The 17,151-nt window shown below is 69.4% G+C and carries 17 protein-coding genes; 8 read left to right on the forward strand and 9 right to left on the reverse strand.

The genetic code is table 11. The annotated features are described in order from the left end of the window. The first annotated feature begins 385 nt into the window (after positions 1–385). On the forward strand, positions 386–4,063 hold the full coding sequence (locus IFU11_RS11380; RefSeq protein WP_137243982.1) for an SdrD B-like domain-containing protein: 3,678 nt from the start codon (positions 386–388) through the stop codon (positions 4,061–4,063). A 61-nt stretch (positions 4,064–4,124) separates the two neighbouring features. Here the strand turns inward: IFU11_RS11380 and IFU11_RS11385 are convergent, their stop codons facing one another. The 3 genes from IFU11_RS11385 to IFU11_RS11395 are packed head-to-tail and all read right to left on the reverse strand — an operon-like array spanning position 4,125 to position 5,675. After that, on the reverse strand, positions 4,125–4,493 hold the full coding sequence (locus tag IFU11_RS11385) for a hypothetical protein (RefSeq protein ID WP_137243981.1): 369 nt from the start codon (positions 4,491–4,493) through the stop codon (positions 4,125–4,127). Continuing rightward, the gene (locus tag IFU11_RS11390) at positions 4,486–5,103 is read right to left on the reverse strand and encodes an Asp23/Gls24 family envelope stress response protein (protein ID WP_137243980.1); all 618 of its coding nucleotides are present in this window, start codon (positions 5,101–5,103) and stop codon (positions 4,486–4,488) included. The genes IFU11_RS11385 and IFU11_RS11390 overlap by 8 nt, the downstream gene beginning before the upstream one ends. Next, positions 5,100–5,675 carry an RNA polymerase sigma factor gene (locus tag IFU11_RS11395; protein WP_229940005.1) on the reverse strand — a complete coding sequence of 192 codons (576 nt, stop codon included), beginning with the start codon at positions 5,673–5,675 and terminating at the stop codon, positions 5,100–5,102. Before IFU11_RS11395 ends, IFU11_RS11390 begins: the two co-directional genes overlap by 4 nt. Positions 5,676–5,840: 165 nt before the next feature. On the opposite strand from IFU11_RS11395, the gene IFU11_RS11400 reads away from it, so the two are divergent. Together IFU11_RS11400 and IFU11_RS11405 are read left to right on the forward strand one after the other, a co-directional pair. Beyond that, positions 5,841–7,115 carry an AI-2E family transporter gene (locus IFU11_RS11400; RefSeq protein ID WP_079706627.1) on the forward strand — a complete coding sequence of 425 codons (1,275 nt, stop codon included), beginning with the start codon at positions 5,841–5,843 and terminating at the stop codon, positions 7,113–7,115. Continuing rightward, positions 7,115–8,122 (forward strand): DMT family transporter, encoded by a 1,008-nt coding sequence (locus tag IFU11_RS11405; RefSeq protein WP_137243979.1) that lies wholly within the window; start codon positions 7,115–7,117, stop codon positions 8,120–8,122. The genes IFU11_RS11400 and IFU11_RS11405 overlap by 1 nt, the downstream gene beginning before the upstream one ends. Positions 8,123–8,203: 81 nt before the next feature. Here the strand turns inward: IFU11_RS11405 and IFU11_RS11410 are convergent, their stop codons facing one another. Beyond that, positions 8,204–8,911 carry a winged helix-turn-helix domain-containing protein gene (locus tag IFU11_RS11410; protein WP_192019021.1) on the reverse strand — a complete coding sequence of 236 codons (708 nt, stop codon included), beginning with the start codon at positions 8,909–8,911 and terminating at the stop codon, positions 8,204–8,206. 502 nt (positions 8,912–9,413) lie between these two features. After that, entirely contained in the window at positions 9,414–10,046 is a 633-nt protein-coding gene (upp, locus tag IFU11_RS11415) for a uracil phosphoribosyltransferase (RefSeq protein WP_192019022.1), read from the reverse strand. Positions 10,047–10,097: 51 nt separating this feature from the next. On the opposite strand from upp, the gene tadA reads away from it, so the two are divergent. From tadA to proC, 3 genes are all read left to right on the forward strand, one after another. Beyond that, positions 10,098–10,574 (forward strand): tRNA adenosine(34) deaminase TadA, encoded by a 477-nt coding sequence (gene tadA, locus IFU11_RS11420; RefSeq protein ID WP_240044092.1) that lies wholly within the window; start codon positions 10,098–10,100, stop codon positions 10,572–10,574. Positions 10,575–10,727: 153 nt separating this feature from the next. After that, positions 10,728–11,915 (forward strand): MarP family serine protease, encoded by a 1,188-nt coding sequence (locus IFU11_RS11425; RefSeq protein ID WP_137243978.1) that lies wholly within the window; start codon positions 10,728–10,730, stop codon positions 11,913–11,915. A gap of 48 nt (positions 11,916–11,963) precedes the next feature. Further along, positions 11,964–12,806, forward strand: a complete 843-nt coding sequence (gene proC, locus IFU11_RS11430; protein WP_137243977.1) for a pyrroline-5-carboxylate reductase — start codon at positions 11,964–11,966, stop codon at positions 12,804–12,806. Between the two features lie 16 nt (positions 12,807–12,822). On the opposite strand, the gene IFU11_RS20260 is transcribed toward proC, so the two are convergent. Next, on the reverse strand, positions 12,823–13,326 hold the full coding sequence (locus IFU11_RS20260) for a GNAT family N-acetyltransferase (RefSeq protein ID WP_192019023.1): 504 nt from the start codon (positions 13,324–13,326) through the stop codon (positions 12,823–12,825). Next, positions 13,323–13,922: a TetR/AcrR family transcriptional regulator gene (locus tag IFU11_RS11440; RefSeq protein ID WP_192019024.1), complete on the reverse strand. Its 600-nt coding sequence runs from the start codon at positions 13,920–13,922 to the stop codon at positions 13,323–13,325. Before IFU11_RS11440 ends, IFU11_RS20260 begins: the two co-directional genes overlap by 4 nt. 63 nt (positions 13,923–13,985) lie before the next feature. Here IFU11_RS11440 and IFU11_RS11445 point away from each other — a divergent pair, with 63 nt between their 5' ends. Then, positions 13,986–14,444 (forward strand): GNAT family N-acetyltransferase, encoded by a 459-nt coding sequence (locus tag IFU11_RS11445; RefSeq protein WP_191941817.1) that lies wholly within the window; start codon positions 13,986–13,988, stop codon positions 14,442–14,444. A 7-nt stretch (positions 14,445–14,451) separates the two neighbouring features. Here the strand turns inward: IFU11_RS11445 and IFU11_RS11450 are convergent, their stop codons facing one another. Both IFU11_RS11450 and IFU11_RS11455 read right to left on the reverse strand, forming a co-directional pair. Next, the gene (locus IFU11_RS11450) at positions 14,452–15,123 is read right to left on the reverse strand and encodes a potassium channel family protein (protein ID WP_056013885.1); all 672 of its coding nucleotides are present in this window, start codon (positions 15,121–15,123) and stop codon (positions 14,452–14,454) included. Further along, positions 15,116–16,558, reverse strand: coding sequence for a TrkH family potassium uptake protein (locus tag IFU11_RS11455; protein WP_079003294.1), 1,443 nt, complete (start codon positions 16,556–16,558; stop codon positions 15,116–15,118). The genes IFU11_RS11450 and IFU11_RS11455 overlap by 8 nt, the downstream gene beginning before the upstream one ends. Before the next feature lie 72 nt (positions 16,559–16,630). Between IFU11_RS11455 and IFU11_RS11460 the strand changes: the two genes are divergently transcribed. Further along, the gene (locus IFU11_RS11460; RefSeq protein WP_064294613.1) at positions 16,631–17,035 is read left to right on the forward strand and encodes an ArsR/SmtB family transcription factor; all 405 of its coding nucleotides are present in this window, start codon (positions 16,631–16,633) and stop codon (positions 17,033–17,035) included. Positions 17,036–17,151: the final 116 nt, after the last annotated feature.

Below are 17,151 nucleotides of genomic sequence, written 5' to 3' on the forward strand. Positions count from 1 at the left end.
GCCGTCCGACGATCCACCACCTGAATCTATCCTGGACGGCCGTCGAGCGGTGCGTCGAGGTGGGGTGGTTGCGCTCCGCATCGTCTCCGGACATGACGAGAGCCGGTCGCAGAGGCTACGACCGGCTCTCTTTCCCTTGCACCAAGAGTGTCCTGCAATCACATTCCGTCAGCTGCCACAGCAAAACAACTAACGTTCCAAAACCATATAACGGATCGGTAACGAGCGGTAGTTATCAGAACGTTATTTTTGCTGGGAGTTGTCCGAGTGCGCTACTCCGGCGGAGCGCGAGTGCACGGGTGTCGATGCCCCACTTCCCCACGTGTGTTTATTATGTTACGCTCTGAAATACCACCCGATCACACGTTACCGAGACGAGACCCCCATGTCCACACCGCACCGGCCCCGACGCCGGATCGTCACCGCCCACGCGGGCGCCATCGTCGCGCTCGCCGCGCTGCTGACCGGCACGGTCGCTTCGCCCGCGACAGCGGCCGGCATCCCTGCAACGGCACCGACGGACCCCGCGCCCGTCGAAGAGCCCACCGACAACGGCCCGGTCGACACCGACGAGCCATCCTCGGGCAGCGACCCCGACGACACCCCGCCGACGATCCCGTCGACCCCGCCGACCGAACCCGCCGCCACCCCCGACGCCGTGATCCCGAACGCCGATCTCGCGCTGCAGATCGTGCTCGCGGGCGTCGCCACCGGCACCGCCCCGTTCGACGCGGACGACGCGCCCGGCCACGACAGCAGCGCGACGAACGACGTCGTCCGCACGCACGACACGGTCACCTACCGCGTCGAGATCCAGCTCGACGGAGCCGCAGCCGGCGACCTCGTGACCGTTCGACAGACCCTCCCCGACGGCCTGCGCTGGCCGGTCGTCAGCGGGCTCCCCGCTTACTGCGGCGCCGGGTCGACCGTCAGCGACGACCGAAGCGCCCTCGAGTGCGTCATCCGCGGCGTCCTGCCGAACTCCGTCACCACCTACGACCTCGTCGCGACGGCAGAGAGCATGCCGAACGGTTCCGTGCTCACCTCCCCGGCGGGAGCACTCAGCGCGGCCGCGAACGACGTGGCCTCAGGCGCCCTCGCCGAGGACGCGACCGAGGTCCCCGCGACGACCGCGAGCAGCGGCCCGCGGGTGAACCTCGGGGTGCGCCCGCAACTGATCTCGACGACCGCCCAGCAGGACGGCCTCTCCGGGTTCCGCGTCCACTACGACGCGTATCTCGACCTGGCCGGCTACAACGCTGCAGGTGGGCTCGGCGCCCGCGGTCAGGCGAACGTGACCGAGGACGTCACGTTCGTGATCGACCTCGACGACGTGAGCCCGAACGCCCGTCTGTCGAACGAGACCGCCTGCACCGCAGGAGCCGCGGAGAGCCGGGTGTTCCCGAAGGTCCGCGGCGGTGGCGAGAACGCCGTCACGGACTCCGGTCGTTGGACCTGCCGGATCGACCCGGACGACGCACGACGCATCGTCGTGACCGTGTCGGGCGCCGACCTCAGCGCCGACCACATCCCGACGAAGACCGCCAACGGAGCCGCCATCCCGCTCCGTGGCTACCTCGCGCTCGGTCGCTTCGGTGTCTTCGTCCCGCGCGACGACGTGCCCGCCAACGGCTCGCTCAACACCCGCATCACGCTCCGCGACCTCGTCGCGACGGGCATCGACGCTGCCGGCGGGCCGATCGTGAACGCCGCTGAGCCGCTCGACGACAACAGCGCCACTGCGAACCTCGTCCGTCGGCCCGACGGCAGCCACGGCACCCGTTATATCGACGAGACCGCGAAGCTCATCCCGGTCCCTGGCCAGTTCCTCCCGGGCTCGGGTGACGGCGTCGTCGTCCCCGGCCAGCAGTACCGTGCGCTGACGATGTTCAACAACCGCGGCGGCACGGAGTTCACCGGCCAGGTGTTCTGCCAGGCCTTCGACACGAAGACACAGCATGCGGCCGTCGGTAGCGACGGGGTGCCCGCGCGCTCGCACGGCACCACGGACATCGTCATCGAGTACGGCACCCGGCCGACCGTCGACGTGGGGGCGGACGACGCGACCCGGTGGAAGCAGATGAACGACACGACCTGCAACGACGGCGACGACGTCTGGACGACCGACCCCTCGTCGATCGATGCTGAAGACATCACCAAGATCCGCTACCGGAGTGCGAACGGGGTCATCGCCATCGGCGCGTCCGTCATGGCCTCGCTCACCCTCGAGCTGAACGAGGGCGTTGCGGCCGGCACGCTCCTCGCCGAGAGCTACTCGCTCTACAGCCCGGAGCAGTATCCCGTTGATCGCGACACGAGCGCATGGTACGCGAAGGACGGCTGGTACCACAGCAAGTACGACCCTGCCGAACCGACGAACGAGGGCTACCCCCGTGGCGACCGCCTCATCGCGGCCAACGCCGTGATCGGCATCGGCAAGCGGGCGATCGAGCCGGCCGTGGACCCTGGTTCGCCGGCCCAACTGCTCGCGGGTGACCGCGTGCGGTTCGAGGTGACACCGCAGATCACGAGCGTGCCCGGCCAGGGGAACGCCGCTCGTGACGTCGTCGTCGTCGACCGACTGCCCGCCGGGCTCGTCTACGACCCGACGGAGGTGTCGCACGTGCCCGACTCGGTCGAGCTCGCCGAAGACGGCACCACCCTCCTCACCTGGAAGCTCGGACAGGTCGAGCGCGGTGCGGAGCCCGTCATCCGGTACTGGGCGACCTCGGATGCGACGCTCGTCGGCGACCTGGTCAACCAGGTGGTCGTCGCGAGCCCGGACGACCCGGGTTCGCTCGAGGAGGTCCCTGACGACGCCACGATGCAGGATGCGCACCACGGGCGCCAGACCGTGTCGCTTCGTGCGCCCGGTGGGCTCCGCGTGCAGAAGAGCGTCGAGCAGCGCGTCATCGAGTCCGGCGACCGGATCGACTACCGCCTCGCCTACGCCAACATGAACGCCACCGGCGCCCAGGAGGACGTCGCCCTGGTGGACGTGCTCCCGTTCGTCGGCGACAACCGTGGATCATCCGCGGCCGGCGTCCTGGCCGACGAGATCGAGGCCGCCGACGGTGACCGGGTGCTCTACACCTCAGCCGATCCGGCTGCGGTGCAGGCCGCGTCCGCCATCGACGGCACGGACACCTCTCGGGAGCTTCCGGGCGGCTTCGAGTGGTGCACCGCAGACCGTTTCGGTGCGGAGGCGTGTCCCGTATCGCTCGCCGACGTCACCGCGTTCCGCGTGGAGGTCGCCGAACTCGACGCCCTCGAACGCCACGAGATCGCCGTCGAGCTCACGACGGACGGCGCAGTGTCCGGCGCGGAGTACCGGAACGACGCCACGGTGCGCTCGGCGTCGCAGACCCTCGGAGCGCGCTCCCCGCTCGTGGCGACGACCGTCGTCTCCTCGTCGATCGGCGAGCGCCTCTGGTGGGACCGTGACGGTGACGGACTCGACGACGACGGTGCCGACGGACAGCCCGGCGACGGCGTGGCCGGTGTGCCGCTCCGGCTGGACGGCGTCGACAAGCACGGCGCCACCGTCTCCGAGGAGACCGAGACGGACGCCGACGGCCGATACCGCTTCAGCGGGCTCGTGTCGGGTGCGTACACCATCAGTGTCGACCTGCCTGAGGGTGCGGAGATCACCGGCTTCCGCGTCGGTGACGATGGCCTCGTCAACTCGGCGCTCGATCCGCAGTCGTCCATCATGGAGGACATCGTCCTGGTCGACCCGTCGCCGACCGGCGCGGACGCGGTCGACCTCACCTGGAACGGCGGCATCGTCGAGGTGGAGCTGCCGGTGACCCCGCCGGTGACCGATCCCCAGGAGCCGACGGACCCGTCCGTTCCCTCGGAGCCGACGCCGACGCCGTCCGAGGCGCCGCAGGCGACACCGGAGCGTACGACCGGAGCGCAGGGTCCGCTGGCCACGACCGGCGTGCTCTGGCTCGACCAGGCGATGATCGCCGCGATGCTCCTGCTCGTGATCGGCGGGGCGGCACTCCTCGTCGTGCGTGCGCGTCGCGCCCGCAGTGACGCCGAGGAGTCGAACGGCTGAGTCGAGCAGCCACCGCACATCGAGCGCGCACGATCCCGAATCGGGACCGTGCGCGCTCGTGTCAGTCCTGGGAGCCGCTCGGGACGACGTCGATCACGCGGACGGTGATGGACGGAGCGCCCTCGCCGGCGGACGAGGGGAGCCGCTCCGCGATGGCGCGGTGGACCGCCTGCGCGACGGCAGGGGAGGCCGCCTCCGCTGCCACGGAGATGTTGGCGTGGACGGTCAGGACGTCTCGGACGCGCTTGACGCTCACCCGTGCCTGCTGATCGGGCGAGCCGAGCAGCGCACCGACGCCCTCCTTCGCGGCCCGGAGCAGTGTGGGCTCGACGGCGGTCAACCCGTCGACGCCCGGTATCGCCAGGATCACGTCGTCGAGCGAGCTCGCGAGCGCTCCGAGGTCGTCGTCCGTCTCCGTCAGGTCATGCATCGTCCCCCACCTCTCCGATCTCGTCGGCCTCGAAGTGCAGGTCGTCGACGACGATGTCGAGACCTGCCACGACGAGGTCCGTGTGCTGCTGGAGGCTTGCGGCGACCTCCTCGCGGAACAACGAGACCGTGTCGGCGACCGACTTGCCCCAACCGATGCTCACCGTGACGTGGAGCATGATCGGTTCGCCGACCACGGTGACGTCGCCCTCGAGCACGCAGCGACCGACGAGCACGCCGGGCGTGCGGTCGCCGGCACCGCGGACCAGCCCGCGGACCGTGCCCTCCGTGATGACGAGCGCCGTGTCGTCGTCGGACGCGGCGAACGGGATGTCGCGTCCGGCCTTCGCCTCACGGCCGATGTTCTCCATGATCCCGCGGATCCAGTCCTGGTCGAGTGCGGTGACCGCCGCTTCGTCCGCCTCCCGCAATGGCGTGGCGAGCGAGCGGACCCGTCGCAGGGACCGGAGGATCCGCTGGCATTCGGGCGACTCGTCGATCGACGGGTCGGCCGGCAGCATGTCGCGTTCGAGGTAGTCCGTGAGGGCGTCGATGCCGTGCGCGCAACCGCCCGGTCCGCCCGGTCCGGAGCCCGGAATTTCGGTGTTCATCGCCACCCCTCCATGTCCTTGACCAGTGTCGCTCGAGCCCGTGCGAGACTCCCTCGGACGCTGGCGACGCTCTGCCCCAGCTGTTCGGCGATCTCCTCGTACGAGTATCCGCCGATCTCGCGGAGCACCCAAGCCTGGTGCTGTCCGTGCGGCAGTCTGTCGAGCGCTGCTGACAGTGCTCCCAGCTGCGACGACGCCTCGGCTCGCCGTTCTGGTCCGTCGCGCTCCGGGGCCTCGATGATGGCGTCGTCGGTCGACTCGGTGTCCTTACGCTGCCGCATCAGGTCGATCGCCCGGCGGCTGACGATGCGCATCAGCCAGCTCTTCACCATCGCGCCGTCCTCGAGCGTGTCGATCCGCTTCCAGGCGGAGATGAGCGCCTCCTGGACGACGTCGTCGCCGTCCGCCGAGGAGCGCGTGAGTCGCACGGCATACGCCTTCATCATCCGGCCGTAGCGCGTGATGAGCACCTGGAACGCGCGGGTGTCGCCGTCGACGCACCGTTCGACGAGGGTCCGGTCGGTCGCCTGCTCGAGGAGGCCGCCCGACCTGCGTACTGGATCGACACCCACCGCCTGCCACCTCTCTGTGCCGGCCGAGACAACTTCCGGCGGTTTCGTCACACCCGACCGTGACATCTGCGAGCCGGGCTCCGTCTCACTACTGTAGGCACAGAGCGGCGATCCATGTGAACGCCCCCAGCACCACGATCGCAACACCACCGAGGAGACCGCACGATGAAGACCCCCAAACTCCGGTTGCCCGGGTTCTCCTCCACCCCGGAGGAGCGCGAGGCCAGGCGCGCCAAGCACCAGGAGGCCAAGCAGGAGCGCGCCGCGAAGGCCGCAGCCTCCTCACCGCCGTCGGCCGCCGTGGTCGCGGCCCTCCAGCCTTCGGCTCCGAGCGTGCGTATCAACGCGTTCCGCATCGGCCTCGTCGGCGGTATCGGCGTGCTCGTCGCGCTCGTGATCGGCAGCATCGTCACGCAGCTGAGCACCACGCTCATCTACGTCGGCGTCGCACTGTTCATCGCGCTCGGCCTGGACCCGCTCGTCTCCTGGCTCGAGCAGAAGCTGCCGCGTGGCCTCGCCATCGCCGTCGTCTTCCTCGCCGTGATCGGCGCGTTCGTCGGCATCATCTTCGCCATCGTGCCCCTGCTCGTGACGCAGATCTCGAACTTCGTGAGCGACTACCCCCGGATCTCGCAGCAGTTCCTCAACAGCGACTTCGTCGCGTGGGTCCAGAACACGATCGGGAACACCCTCGACATCGACTCGGCGCTCAACGACGCGTTCTCCTTCCTCAAGGACCCCAACAACCTCCTGAACATCGGTGGCGGCATCGTCGCGGTCGGTGCGGGCGTCGCATCGGGCATCACCGGCTCGATCATCGTCCTGATCCTGACCCTGTACTTCCTCGCGTCGCTGCGCTCGATGAAGGCCGTCACGTACCGCTTCCTCCCCGCCTACCGCCGTGAGGGCTTCGCGCAGGTGCTCGAGGAGATCACCCAGGCCGTCGGACGCTACGTCGTCGGGCAGGTCGGGCTCGCGCTCGTCAACGGTGTGCTGAGCTTCATCTTCCTCAGCATCATCGGAGCGCCCTTCCCGCCGTTGCTCGCCCTGCTGGCGTTCATCGGCTCGATGATCCCGCTCGTCGGCACGCTGAGCGCCTCGATCGTGAACAGCGCGCTCTGCCTCTTCGTCTCCCCGGTCACCGCGCTCATCGCGATCATCTACTACCTGATCTACATGCAGATCGAGGCGTACGTCCTGAGCCCGCGCATCATGAACAAGGCGGTCGCCGTCCCCGGCGCCCTCGTCGTCATCGCGGCCTTCGGTGGCGGTGCCCTCGGCGGCATCCTCGGCGCCCTCGTCGCGATCCCGGTCGCCGCGTCGATCATCATCATCGTGCAGAAGGTCGTCTTCCCGAGCCAGGACTCCAAGGTGGTGCCGGAGAACAAACTCGGTGACGCCGAGACGGCGGCCGTCGGCACGAGCGCGGCGGCGAAGTGATGGCGGCGACGTCGTTCCCGGTCCTCGCGGCCGGCGCCCTGCTGCTGTCGGGTACCGCGGGCGTCGTCGCGCAGTCCGCTCGGGCCGCGGTCGACCTCGACATCCCCACGATCAGCGTCACGCCGTACCAGGCGATCGGCATCCCGATCGCCCTCGTCGGCGCCTTCTTCCTGGCGGTGGGGACCCAGCTCCAGTCCCGGGGCGTCGGGAAGGTCGAGGCTGCCTCGTCGGCGTTCGGGTTGAAGCAGCTCCCGCAGCTGCTCGGTCGCCCGTCCTGGCTCATCGGCACCCTGCTGCTCGGCCTGGCCATCGTCTTCCAGCTCGTCGCGCTGGCCTTCGCGCCGCTCATCGTCGTGCAGCCGCTCGGGGCGATCGCCCTCGTGATCACGGCACTGTTGAACGCCAGGGTCACCCGGGTCAAGATCACCAAGGAGCAGACCCGCGCGATGGTGCTGTGCGTCGCCGGTATCGGCCTCTTCGTGATCGTCGCCGCGCTCTACGCGGTGGAGGAGCCGATCCGTCAGCCGCAGCTCATCATCATCCTCATCATGCTCGCGGTCGTGACCCTCGCCCTCGCGGGTGCCTATGCCCTGTGGCGCCGGAAGCTGCACACGGTGTTCTACGTGGTCGCGGCAGGCGTCCTGTACGGCTTCGTCGTGACCCTCGCGAAGGTCGTCATCAACCGGGTCATCACGCAGAACTTCGAGGGTCTCACCGTCGTCGGCATCATCGCATTGCTCGTCGCCGCCGGGGTGGGTGGGTTCTTCGTCCAGAAGGCCCACCAGAGCGGACAGCCGGACCTGGTGGTCGCGGGCCTCACCGTCGTCGACCCACTCGTCGCCGTCGGCATCGGCATCGTCGTGCTCGGTGAGGCGGCCAGTGCGCCCTGGTTCGCGCTCGTGCTCTTCGTCGTCGCCGGTGCGATCGCCGTCTTCGGCGTGTGGAAGCTCGCGATGCGCCCGGTCCCGGCACCGGGCGAGAAGCCGAAGAAGCCGCGCGTCATCTGACGCAGGACGTCCGACGGGCCCGGCGAGTGGAACACTCGCTCACCGGGCCCGTCGTCTCGTCGGTGGGGCCGCCGAACCGGCTTAGAACAGGTCGGGCGACGGGGTGCTGGCGTAGCGGATGGAGACGTCCGCGTGGCGGTCGAAGCGGTAGCCGACACCGCGCACGGTGCGGACGATGTCCTCGTAGCGGCCGAGCTTGGCGCGCAGCCGACGCACGTGGACGTCGATGGTCCGCTCGTTCGGGACCTCTTCGTCGTCGCCGGCACGCCACAGCGATGAGATGAGCTCCGCGCGCTCGATCGTGCGTCCTTCGCGGAGGACGAGGTACTGGAGGAGCTCGAACTCCTTGTACGTGAGCGGCGCAGCTTCGTTGTCGAGGACGAGGCGCTTCCGGGAGATGTCGACGACGACACCGGCGTGCGCGCGGTCCTGCTCCTCCTCGTCGACCTCGTCGCTGTGGGCCGCGAGTGCCGAGGGGTCCTGGAGGGCGAGCCGGACGACGTCGAGGTCGCGTCCGCCGGCACCGCGGGGGGCGAGGGCGACGGCCGCGTGCGTCTCGGCCTCTGGAGCGAACTGGGCCGTCAGGGCCTTGATGGCCTCGACGATCTCACCGAGGCTCGTGCCGGCGGCCGCCGCCTTCGCCTCGTCGAGACCGACGTAGAGGACGAAGCCTCGGGCTTCAGGGCCGGCTGGAACGGCGCGGACGTGCGGGGTCGCGGCCCGAGGCGCATCCTCGACGGCGGTGAGCTGGCGGGTGGGGCGGGTGGTCTGAACGGCTGCAAGTGACATGAGTGCGAGGTCCTCGGGAGTGATGATGCTACGACGGATCGTGCGCGGTGCGCTCGGGGTGATCCCGCCTGCCGGTGGGCAGTTGCGGTCCCGCGATCCGGGAAGTGGCGCGTCGGCCGGGTACGGACGGGGTACGTCCGGGAGTCGGCTCACCTGGTGGGGGAGCGGCGGACTCGGAGGTGCTGGGAGCAGTGGAGCGGATCCGTGTGGATCGCTACCGGTGCTGGAGGAGTCGGATCAGCGACACATTCGACAGCACATGACAGCGCGGCCGGGCATCATCATGCCGGCGTTCCCAGGGGCCTCGAAGGAGGTCGGGGTGGGCGCGTTGGTCGTCATAGTCCGCAATACAACAGGAATCTCCCGGATCCTGTCAAGTGCGAGCGGAAGATGACGTTCTGTTACTCGGGGATTGTCAGCTGGCGGCACAACTGAGATGAGGCGGATCGTCGTCCATCGCGGGGATGGACGACGATCCGCCTCATGTCGGCGGGAGCCGGGGTCAGACGACGCCGTAGAGGCGGTCGCCGGCGTCGCCGGGCCCGGGGACGATGTACCCGTTCTCGTCGAGCTTCTCGTCGAGGGCGCCCAGGACGATGGTGACGTCCTTGCCGGCCGTCTCGGCCTCGAGGCGTTCGAGACCCTCGGGGGCGGCGAGCAGGCAGATGGCGGTGACGTGCATCGCGCCACGCTTGAAGAGGAAGTCGATGGCCGCCGCGAGCGAGCCACCGGTCGCGAGCATCGGGTCGAGCACGAAGCACTGGCGGTCGGACAGGTCGTCGGGGAGACGCTCCGCGTACGTGGTGGGTTCGAGGGTCTCCTCGTTGCGCACCATGCCGAGGAAGCCGACCTCGGCGGTGGGGAGCAGCTTCACCATGCCCTCGAGCATGCCGAGGCCGGCCCGCAGGATCGGGACCACGAGCGGACGCGGCTCGCTGATCTTGACGCCGACCGTCTCGGTCACCGGCGTCTGGATGGTGATCTCCTCGACCGTGACACCGCGCGTCGCCTCGTAGGCGAGCAGCGTGACGAGCTCCTCGGTGAGGGCACGGAACACCGGTGACGGTGTCGTCTTGTCGCGGAGCACCGTGAGCTTGTGGGTGATGAGGGGGTGGTCGGCTACGTGCACTCGCATACGATCAATCTAGTCGCTCGCGCGGCGACCAGGATTTCGGGGAGATGACGGATGCACGCACCGGCCGAGTTCGCCGCGTGGATGGACCTCGCCATCGCCGAGGCCGAGGCGGCCCTGGCCAGCGACGACGTCCCGGTGGGCGCGGTGCTCGTCGCCCCGGACGGCACGGTCGTGTCCGTCGGGCGCAACGAGCGCGAGCTGCACACCGATCCGACCGCCCACGCCGAGGTGGTCGCCATCCGCGCCGCCGCGGCCGCGCTGGCCGACTGGCACCTCACGGAGCTGACGCTCGTCGTCACGCTCGAACCCTGCGTCATGTGCGCCGGCGCGATCCTCGCCGCCCGGATCCCGCGGGTCGTCTTCGGGGCCTGGGACGAGAAGGCCGGTGCGGTCGGTTCCGTCTATGACGTCCTGCGCGACCGGCGACTGCAGCACCGTGTCGAGGTCTACGCGGGTGTGGAGGCCGAGCGCTGCTCGACGCTCCTCACCGACTTCTTCCGGGGCGCGGGCGGCGTCGGAGCCCCCTGAGGGTTGTCACGGCTTCGAAGCTCCCTGCACTTCGACAGGCTCAGTGACCGGATGTGGGGCTGTTCCCCGCGCCTCGACAGGATCGGTGACCGGATGCGGCTGCTCCCAGCACTTCCGGAGCCCGTTGTCGGCGGGTGATGGCAGGATCGCAGGATGCAACCCGGCGTGATCCTCGACATCATCCTCGTCGTCGTCCTGATCGGCTTCCTGATCCGCGGGTGGCGTGCGGGGCTCCTCGGGAGCCTCGGCGGGCTCGTCGGGCTGGCGGCCGGTGGGGTCGGCGCCTTCTTCGCGATCCCGCTCGTCGCCTCCTGGGTGCCGGATGCGGCCTGGCGTGGCTGGGCGGCGGTAGCTGCGGCGGTGGTCGTCCTCGCCATCGGCTACACGATCGGTGCGTTCATCGGTGGGGCCATCGGCTCCGTCGTCCGCAAGACCCCGTTGCGCGGTCTGGAACGCCTGCTCGGTGCCGCCCTCAACCTCGTCGTCACCGCGCTCGTCCTCGTGACCGCGGCACTCGGTGTCGGATCCCTCGGCATCCCGCTGCTCGCCCAGGCGGTCGGGTCGTCCGCGGTGATCGGCACGATCGACCGCGTCACGCCCGTGCAGGTGAAGAGCACGCTCGCGCAGCTCCGCTCCACGGTGGTCGACGGTGGGGCCCAACGCGTCATCGAGGCCTTCGGTGGAACCGCGGACGTGCCCGCCGCCCCGCAGCTCGACACCTCGACGCCGGCGCTGCAGACGGCCTCCGCGTCCGTGGTGCGCATCAGCGGCACCGCCGAGTCCTGCTCGCGGAGCCTCACCGGAAGCGGCTTCGTCTTCGCCGACGACCTGGTCATGACGAACGCGCACGTCCTCGCCGGCGTGACGAACCCGGTCGTCGAGGTCCCAGGGGCAATGCCCAGGGAAGGACGGATCGTCTACTTCGACCCGGTCGACGACCTCGCCGTCATCCGCGTCGACGACCTCGGCGCCCGATCGCTGCCGCTCGCACCGAATCCGGCGCCCGGTTCGAACGCCGTCGTCGCCGGGTATCCGTTCGGTGGCCCGTACACGGCCGGTGGCGCGCAGGTCATCGTGGTGGGGCCGAGCCTCGTCGCCGACATCAGCGGGAACAACCCGACGAGCCGTCAGGTCGTGACGTTGTCCGGGACGGTGCAGCCGGGCAACTCCGGTGGCCCGCTCCTCACCGAGTCCGGTGAGGTTGCGGGCGTGATCTTCGCCCGCGACGCGAACTCCGCGCCGGTCGGGTACGCGCTCGCGATGGACGAGGTCCTGCCCGTCGTCGCGCTCGCCGGGTCGCTGCAGTCCGCGGTCCCGTCGGGCGCCTGCCTCGCCGACTGACCCGGCCGGGCACGTGCCGCCGAGCATGCAGGTGCTTAGACTCGCAGGGTGAGTGAAACGATCAGCCTGCCCAGCATCGCCATCCTCGGAGCCGGTTCGATGGGAGGGGCCGTCCTCCGCGGTCTCGTCCAGCCGGGTGTCGAGGTCGACGGTGGCATCACGGTGACGAACCGGACCATCGCCAAGGCGGAGGCTCTCGCCGAGCTGCCCGGCGTCACCTCGATCGCCCTCGAGCAGGACGCCGACGGCAACCGTCGGGCGGCAGCCGCGGCGAAGATCGTCCTGATCGGCGTGAAGCCCTACCTGGTCGCCGACCTCCTCGCCGAGATCGCCGACGCGTTGCAGCCGGGCACGATCGTCGTGAGCCTTGCGGCCGGCATCCGCGGTGCGGCGTTCGAGGCCGCCCTGCCGGAGTCGGTCTCAGTGTTGCGTTCCATGCCGAACACCCCGTCCTACGTGGGGCTGGGTGTCACCGGGCTCGCGCCGGGTACCCGGTCGAGCGAGGACGACCTCGCCGTCGTCACCGCGCTCTTCGAGACCGTCGGCCAGGTGGTCGTCATCCCCGAATCGAAGATCGACGCCCTCAGCGCCATCTCCGGTTCCGGTCCGGCGTACGTCTACTACCTCATCGAGGAACTGACCCGTACGGCGATCGGCCTCGGATTCACCCCCGAGCAGGCGTCGGTCATGGTCAACGGCACCTTCCGCGGCGCGACGGAACTCCTCGCGACGACGGGGGAGAGCGCCGAGCAGCTGCGGATCAACGTCACGAGCCCGAAGGGGACGACGGAGCAGGCGCTCGCCGTGCTCGCCGAGGCGGGCTTCAGCGAGACGTTCGACCGCGCCGCGGCAGCCGCCATCGCACGCGCCGAGGAGCTGTCGGCGTCCTGACCCGACGGCGACCCGATCAGTCGAAGGACCGCGCGAAGCAGTCGAGGCCGGGTCTGTCGTCCCAGGAAGCCACCGCCACGAAGCCGGACCGCCGGTAGAGCGCGATCGCGGCGGATCGCCAATGCCACACGGAGAGACGCACGGTGTCGTCACCCCGCAGTCGCGAGACGGTCGTCGCGGCCTCGAGCAGGGTTGCGGCCACGCCCCGGCGACGAGCGTCGGGGTCGACCCAGAGTCGCTTGAGCTCCGGCGACGGGCCGTCCGTCAGGACGACGCAGCCGAGCACCTGGTCGTCCTCGACGGCCAGGAGGATCTCCTCGGAGGCGAAGGCGGTACTTGGGTCGGTGATCTCGGCCCGGTAGCGGTCGGGGAGGGCGATCGTCGGAGTGGGCTCGTCCAGACTCGGCGCTCGGCCGAGGAGTTTCTCATGCTCGGTCCGGCGGTGGTACTCCTCGAGGAGCTCGGCGAATCGCTCGCGACGATGAGCCGGAGCATCCGCCCACCGTTCCACGACGATCACGCGTCGCTCGTCTCGTCGAGCCCGAGGACGAGCAGCAGTCGGTCCAGCGCGGCGAGCTGGGCCGCTGCGTCGTAGTGGTCGTCGTCGGCCGTGCTCAGGGTGCTGACGCCCTCGATGAATCCGACGACGACGGTGGCCGTCGCGGCGACCTCGGCCTCGGTGAGCTCGGGGCGGATCTCGGCCACGAGGCGGCGGGTGCGCGCGACGAACACGCCATGACCCGCACGGTGCCGTTCGGCCAGCACCTCGTCGTCGAGCGCCGCCGCGAGGTAGCCGAGCCAGACCCGGGCCTCCTGGCGCGTCTCGTCGGTGAGGGACAGGGCCTGCCGGAGGACGGCGCGCAGAGCGTCACGCGGGGTCTCGGCTGCGGCTTCGAGCGCCTCGGTCCGCTCCGCCGTCCGTTCGTGGAGCAGGTCGCGAGCGTGCAGCAGGAGCGCGCGCTTGTCGGGGAAGCGATGCAGGACGAGGCCCGTCGTGCACCCGGCCCGCTCCGCGACCGCGCGGAGGGTCAACCCGTGCGGGCCGTGCTCGCCCAGGACCTCCCAGACCGCGTGCGAGATCCGCGCCTGGGCCGTTGGGTCCTTGGTTCTTACCATGTCGTGATCACCTCGGAACCGATGTTACCGTAATGCTTGTTACGGAATGACTGGAGGACACGCATGACGATCAGGATCAGCCGGGTGGCCTGGGACGATGAGGCGGGAACCGTGCTGCGGGCCGCCCAACGCCGCGAACTCGACGCGCGCTACGGGAGCGACGATCACGAACCCGGCACACCGCCGACCGCAGCCGACATCACGCTCTTCCTGCTGGCCAGCGACGTCGACGACACCCCGCTGGGCTGCGGCGGCCTGCGGATGCTCGGCGAGGACCAGGCGGAGATCAAACGCATGTTCGTCGTGCAGCAGGCCCGGGGGACCGGCGTCGCCACCGCGCTCCTGCGGGCACTGGAGGACGAAGCGCGGTCGCTGGGTCTCGGTGAGCTCCTCCTCGAGACCGGCACGGAGCAGCCGGACGCGATGCGCTTCTACGAGCGCGAGGGGTACCACCCGATCGAGGCGTTCGGGCCGTACGTCGACGAGCCGCAGTCGCGCTGCTACGCGCGCAGCCTCGGCTGAGGAGGATTCAGCCCTCGAGCGACGCGAAGCGTTCGATGTCGGCCGACGTGCCGGAGACGATGATGAGGTCGTGGTTCGACACGACGGTGTCGGCGGTCGCGTAGGTGAAGGGCTTCCCTGGCGACTTCACCCCGACGACCGTGATCCGGTACTTCGTCCGGACGCCCGACTCCGTCAGGTTCAGCCCGCGGATGGGCTTCGGCGGGTACATCTTGACGAGCGCGAAGTCGTCGTCGAACTGGATGAAGTCGAGCATGCGGCCCGACACGAGGTGGGCGACGCGTTCGCCGGCCTCGCGCTCGGGGTAGATGACGTGGCTCGCCCCCACCCGGGCGAGGATCTTGCCGTGCGACTGCGAGACGGCCTTGGCCCAGATCTGCGGGATCTTGAGGTCGACGAGGTTGGCGGTGATGAGCACGCTCGCCTCGATCGAGGAGCCGACCGCGACGACCGCGACCGAGAAGTCCTGCGCGCCGATCTGCCGGAGTGCCTCGATGTTCTTCGCGTCGGCCTGCACGGTGTGGGTGACCCGGTCGGACCACTTCTGCACGAGGTCGGAGTTGTCGTCGATCGCCAGCACCTCGCGATCGAGGCGGTCGAGCTCCCCGGCGCAGGCCGCACCGAACCGACCGAGTCCGATGACGAGGACCGGGGCGTCGTGCTTGATGCGGTCAACCAACGATGGGCCTCTCTTCGGGACGTTTGAACAGCTGGCCGCTTTGACTCGCGGCCACGGCTGCGGCGAGTGTCACTGTACCAACGCGGCCCAGGAACATGGTGACGGCGAGGACGTACACCCCGGCGTCGGGTAGGTCCGCGACGAGGCCGGTGCTCAGCCCGACGGTCGCGAAGGCGGAGATGACGTCGAACAGCACGTGGTCGAGCGGAGCCTTGGTCATCTGCAGGATGACGATCGTCGACAGGGCGACGATCGTCGCACCCCAGAGGACGACGCTCACCGCGACGCGGAGCACGTCCTGCGGGATGCGCCGGCGGAAGACCTCCACGCCCTCGCGGCCCCGGGCCTCCGCGAACGCCGCCAGGAACAGGACGGCGAGCGTCGTGACCTTGATCCCGCCGGCGGTCGAGGCGGAGCCGCCGCCGATGAACATGAGCATGTCGGCGACGAGCAGGGTCGAGCCGTTGAGGTCGCCGATGTCCACGGTGGAGAAGCCGCCCGACCTCGTCATGGCGGACAGGAAGAACCCCTGGAAGATCGTGTCCCAGAGGTTCCACTTGTTCCAGGTCTCGGGGTTGTTGAACTCGAGCAGGATGAAGGCGAGCGCCCCGGCGAAGAACAGGATGATCGTCGTGACGAGCGTGAGCTTGACGTGCAGTGACCAACGGCTCGGCCGACGGAAGTTCCGGCTCAGTGCGTAGATGACCGGGAAGCCGATACTGCCGAGGAAGACCCCGAGCATGAGGATGCTGAGGAACCAGTAGTCGTTCTCGAAGGCCGCGAGCCCCTCGGCGTTCGGCGTGAAGCCGGTGTTGGTGAAGGCCATGGCCGCGTAGTAGACGCTGTTCCAGGCGGCGTCCCAGGGGTTGATGCCGTCGAGCAGCATGCGCGGGAAGAGCAGGACGGCCAGAGCCGCCTCGATCACGAGGGCGCTGACGGCGACGGTGACGAGCAGGTTGCCGATCTCCCCGAGCCGGACCGCCTGACCCTCGGCGACGGGGCCGTGGTGCGACCGCAGGGGGTTCGTGTCGCTCGCCGCCATGAGCTTCTGGCGGAGTCCGAGTCGTCGGGCGATCACGAACCCGAGGATCGAGGCCAGGGTCAGGACGCCGAGCGCGCCGATCTGGACGCCGATGAAGACGAGCACGTGACCGAAGAGGGACCAGTGCGTGGCCATGTCGACGGTCGAGAGCCCGGTGACGCAGATGACGGAGACGGCGGTGAAGAGCGCGTCGGCGATCGGGGTCACCTGGCGGTCGGCGCTCGCGATGGGGAGCGAGAACAGCATCGTGAAGACGAAGATCAGGAAGCTGAACACGAGGATGGCGAACCGGGAGGTCGACTTCGCGGCGAAGTCGCTGACGGCCTCCCTGACCCTCGCGAGGCCGTGGCGCACGATGATCTCGGGACGACGCCCCATGGCATTGCCGCTCATCTGACCCCTCAACACCTCAGGACTGCGCCGGAGGCAATGGTACTCCGTGCGCTCCATCACTATCGTTGGACCATGGCCGACATTTTCGACGTGATCGCTGACACCACCAGGCGGGACATCCTCGCACTGCTGCTCGAACGGCACGGTGGCACCGGGACGAGCGTCTCCGAGATCGTCGCGCAGCTCGGCCTCAGCCAACCCACGGTGTCGAAACACCTCAAGGTCCTGCGCGAAGCAGAGCTCGTCGAGGTGCGCGAGGAGGGCCAGCACCGCTACTACAGCCTGGACTCGGCGCCGCTCGAGGACGTGGAGGACTGGCTCATCCCATTCCTCAGCGTCGACTACCAGGACGACGGTGTCGATTTCGCGGCGCTGTCGCTGCCGGACCAGGCCAAGGCGGTCGCGGGATCGGTCGGCAAGGTCGCGGCGGACGTGACCCACGCGGTGCAGTCGGTCACGAAGAAGCTCCGCCCCTAGCCCGGCCTCGCATACCGTTCACACAGGGGATGTACAGGGCGGGCGTCGGACCTCTAGAGTTGCCATGCGGCGTTCCGGTCCTCGGGGCGCCGTTCAAGCGGGTTTCCAGAGGCGAA

The organism is Plantibacter sp. CFBP 8804, from assembly GCF_014841225.1.
GTDB classification, from domain to species: domain Bacteria; phylum Actinomycetota; class Actinomycetes; order Actinomycetales; family Microbacteriaceae; genus Plantibacter; species Plantibacter auratus.

Excerpts from the sequence above, each read along its gene's own strand:
- IFU11_RS11380 (WP_137243982.1), top strand. The coding sequence starts at position 386 with ATGTCCACACCGCACCGGCCCCGACGCCGGATCGTCACCGCCCACGCG.
- IFU11_RS11385 (WP_137243981.1), bottom strand. The coding sequence starts at position 4,493 with ATGCATGACCTGACGGAGACGGACGACGACCTCGGAGCGCTCGCGAGC.
- IFU11_RS11390 (WP_137243980.1), bottom strand. The coding sequence starts at position 5,103 with ATGAACACCGAAATTCCGGGCTCCGGACCGGGCGGACCGGGCGGTTGC.
- IFU11_RS11400 (WP_079706627.1), top strand. The coding sequence starts at position 5,841 with ATGAAGACCCCCAAACTCCGGTTGCCCGGGTTCTCCTCCACCCCGGAG.
- IFU11_RS11405 (WP_137243979.1), top strand. The coding sequence starts at position 7,115 with ATGGCGGCGACGTCGTTCCCGGTCCTCGCGGCCGGCGCCCTGCTGCTG.
- IFU11_RS11410 (WP_192019021.1), bottom strand. The coding sequence starts at position 8,911 with ATGTCACTTGCAGCCGTTCAGACCACCCGCCCCACCCGCCAGCTCACC.
- upp (WP_192019022.1), bottom strand. The coding sequence starts at position 10,046 with ATGCGAGTGCACGTAGCCGACCACCCCCTCATCACCCACAAGCTCACG.
- tadA (WP_240044092.1), top strand. The coding sequence starts at position 10,098 with ATGCACGCACCGGCCGAGTTCGCCGCGTGGATGGACCTCGCCATCGCC.
- IFU11_RS11425 (WP_137243978.1), top strand. The coding sequence starts at position 10,728 with ATGCAACCCGGCGTGATCCTCGACATCATCCTCGTCGTCGTCCTGATC.
- IFU11_RS11440 (WP_192019024.1), bottom strand. The coding sequence starts at position 13,922 with ATGGTAAGAACCAAGGACCCAACGGCCCAGGCGCGGATCTCGCACGCG.
- IFU11_RS11445 (WP_191941817.1), top strand. The coding sequence starts at position 13,986 with ATGACGATCAGGATCAGCCGGGTGGCCTGGGACGATGAGGCGGGAACC.
- IFU11_RS11455 (WP_079003294.1), bottom strand. The coding sequence starts at position 16,558 with ATGAGCGGCAATGCCATGGGGCGTCGTCCCGAGATCATCGTGCGCCAC.
- IFU11_RS11460 (WP_064294613.1), top strand. The coding sequence starts at position 16,631 with ATGGCCGACATTTTCGACGTGATCGCTGACACCACCAGGCGGGACATC.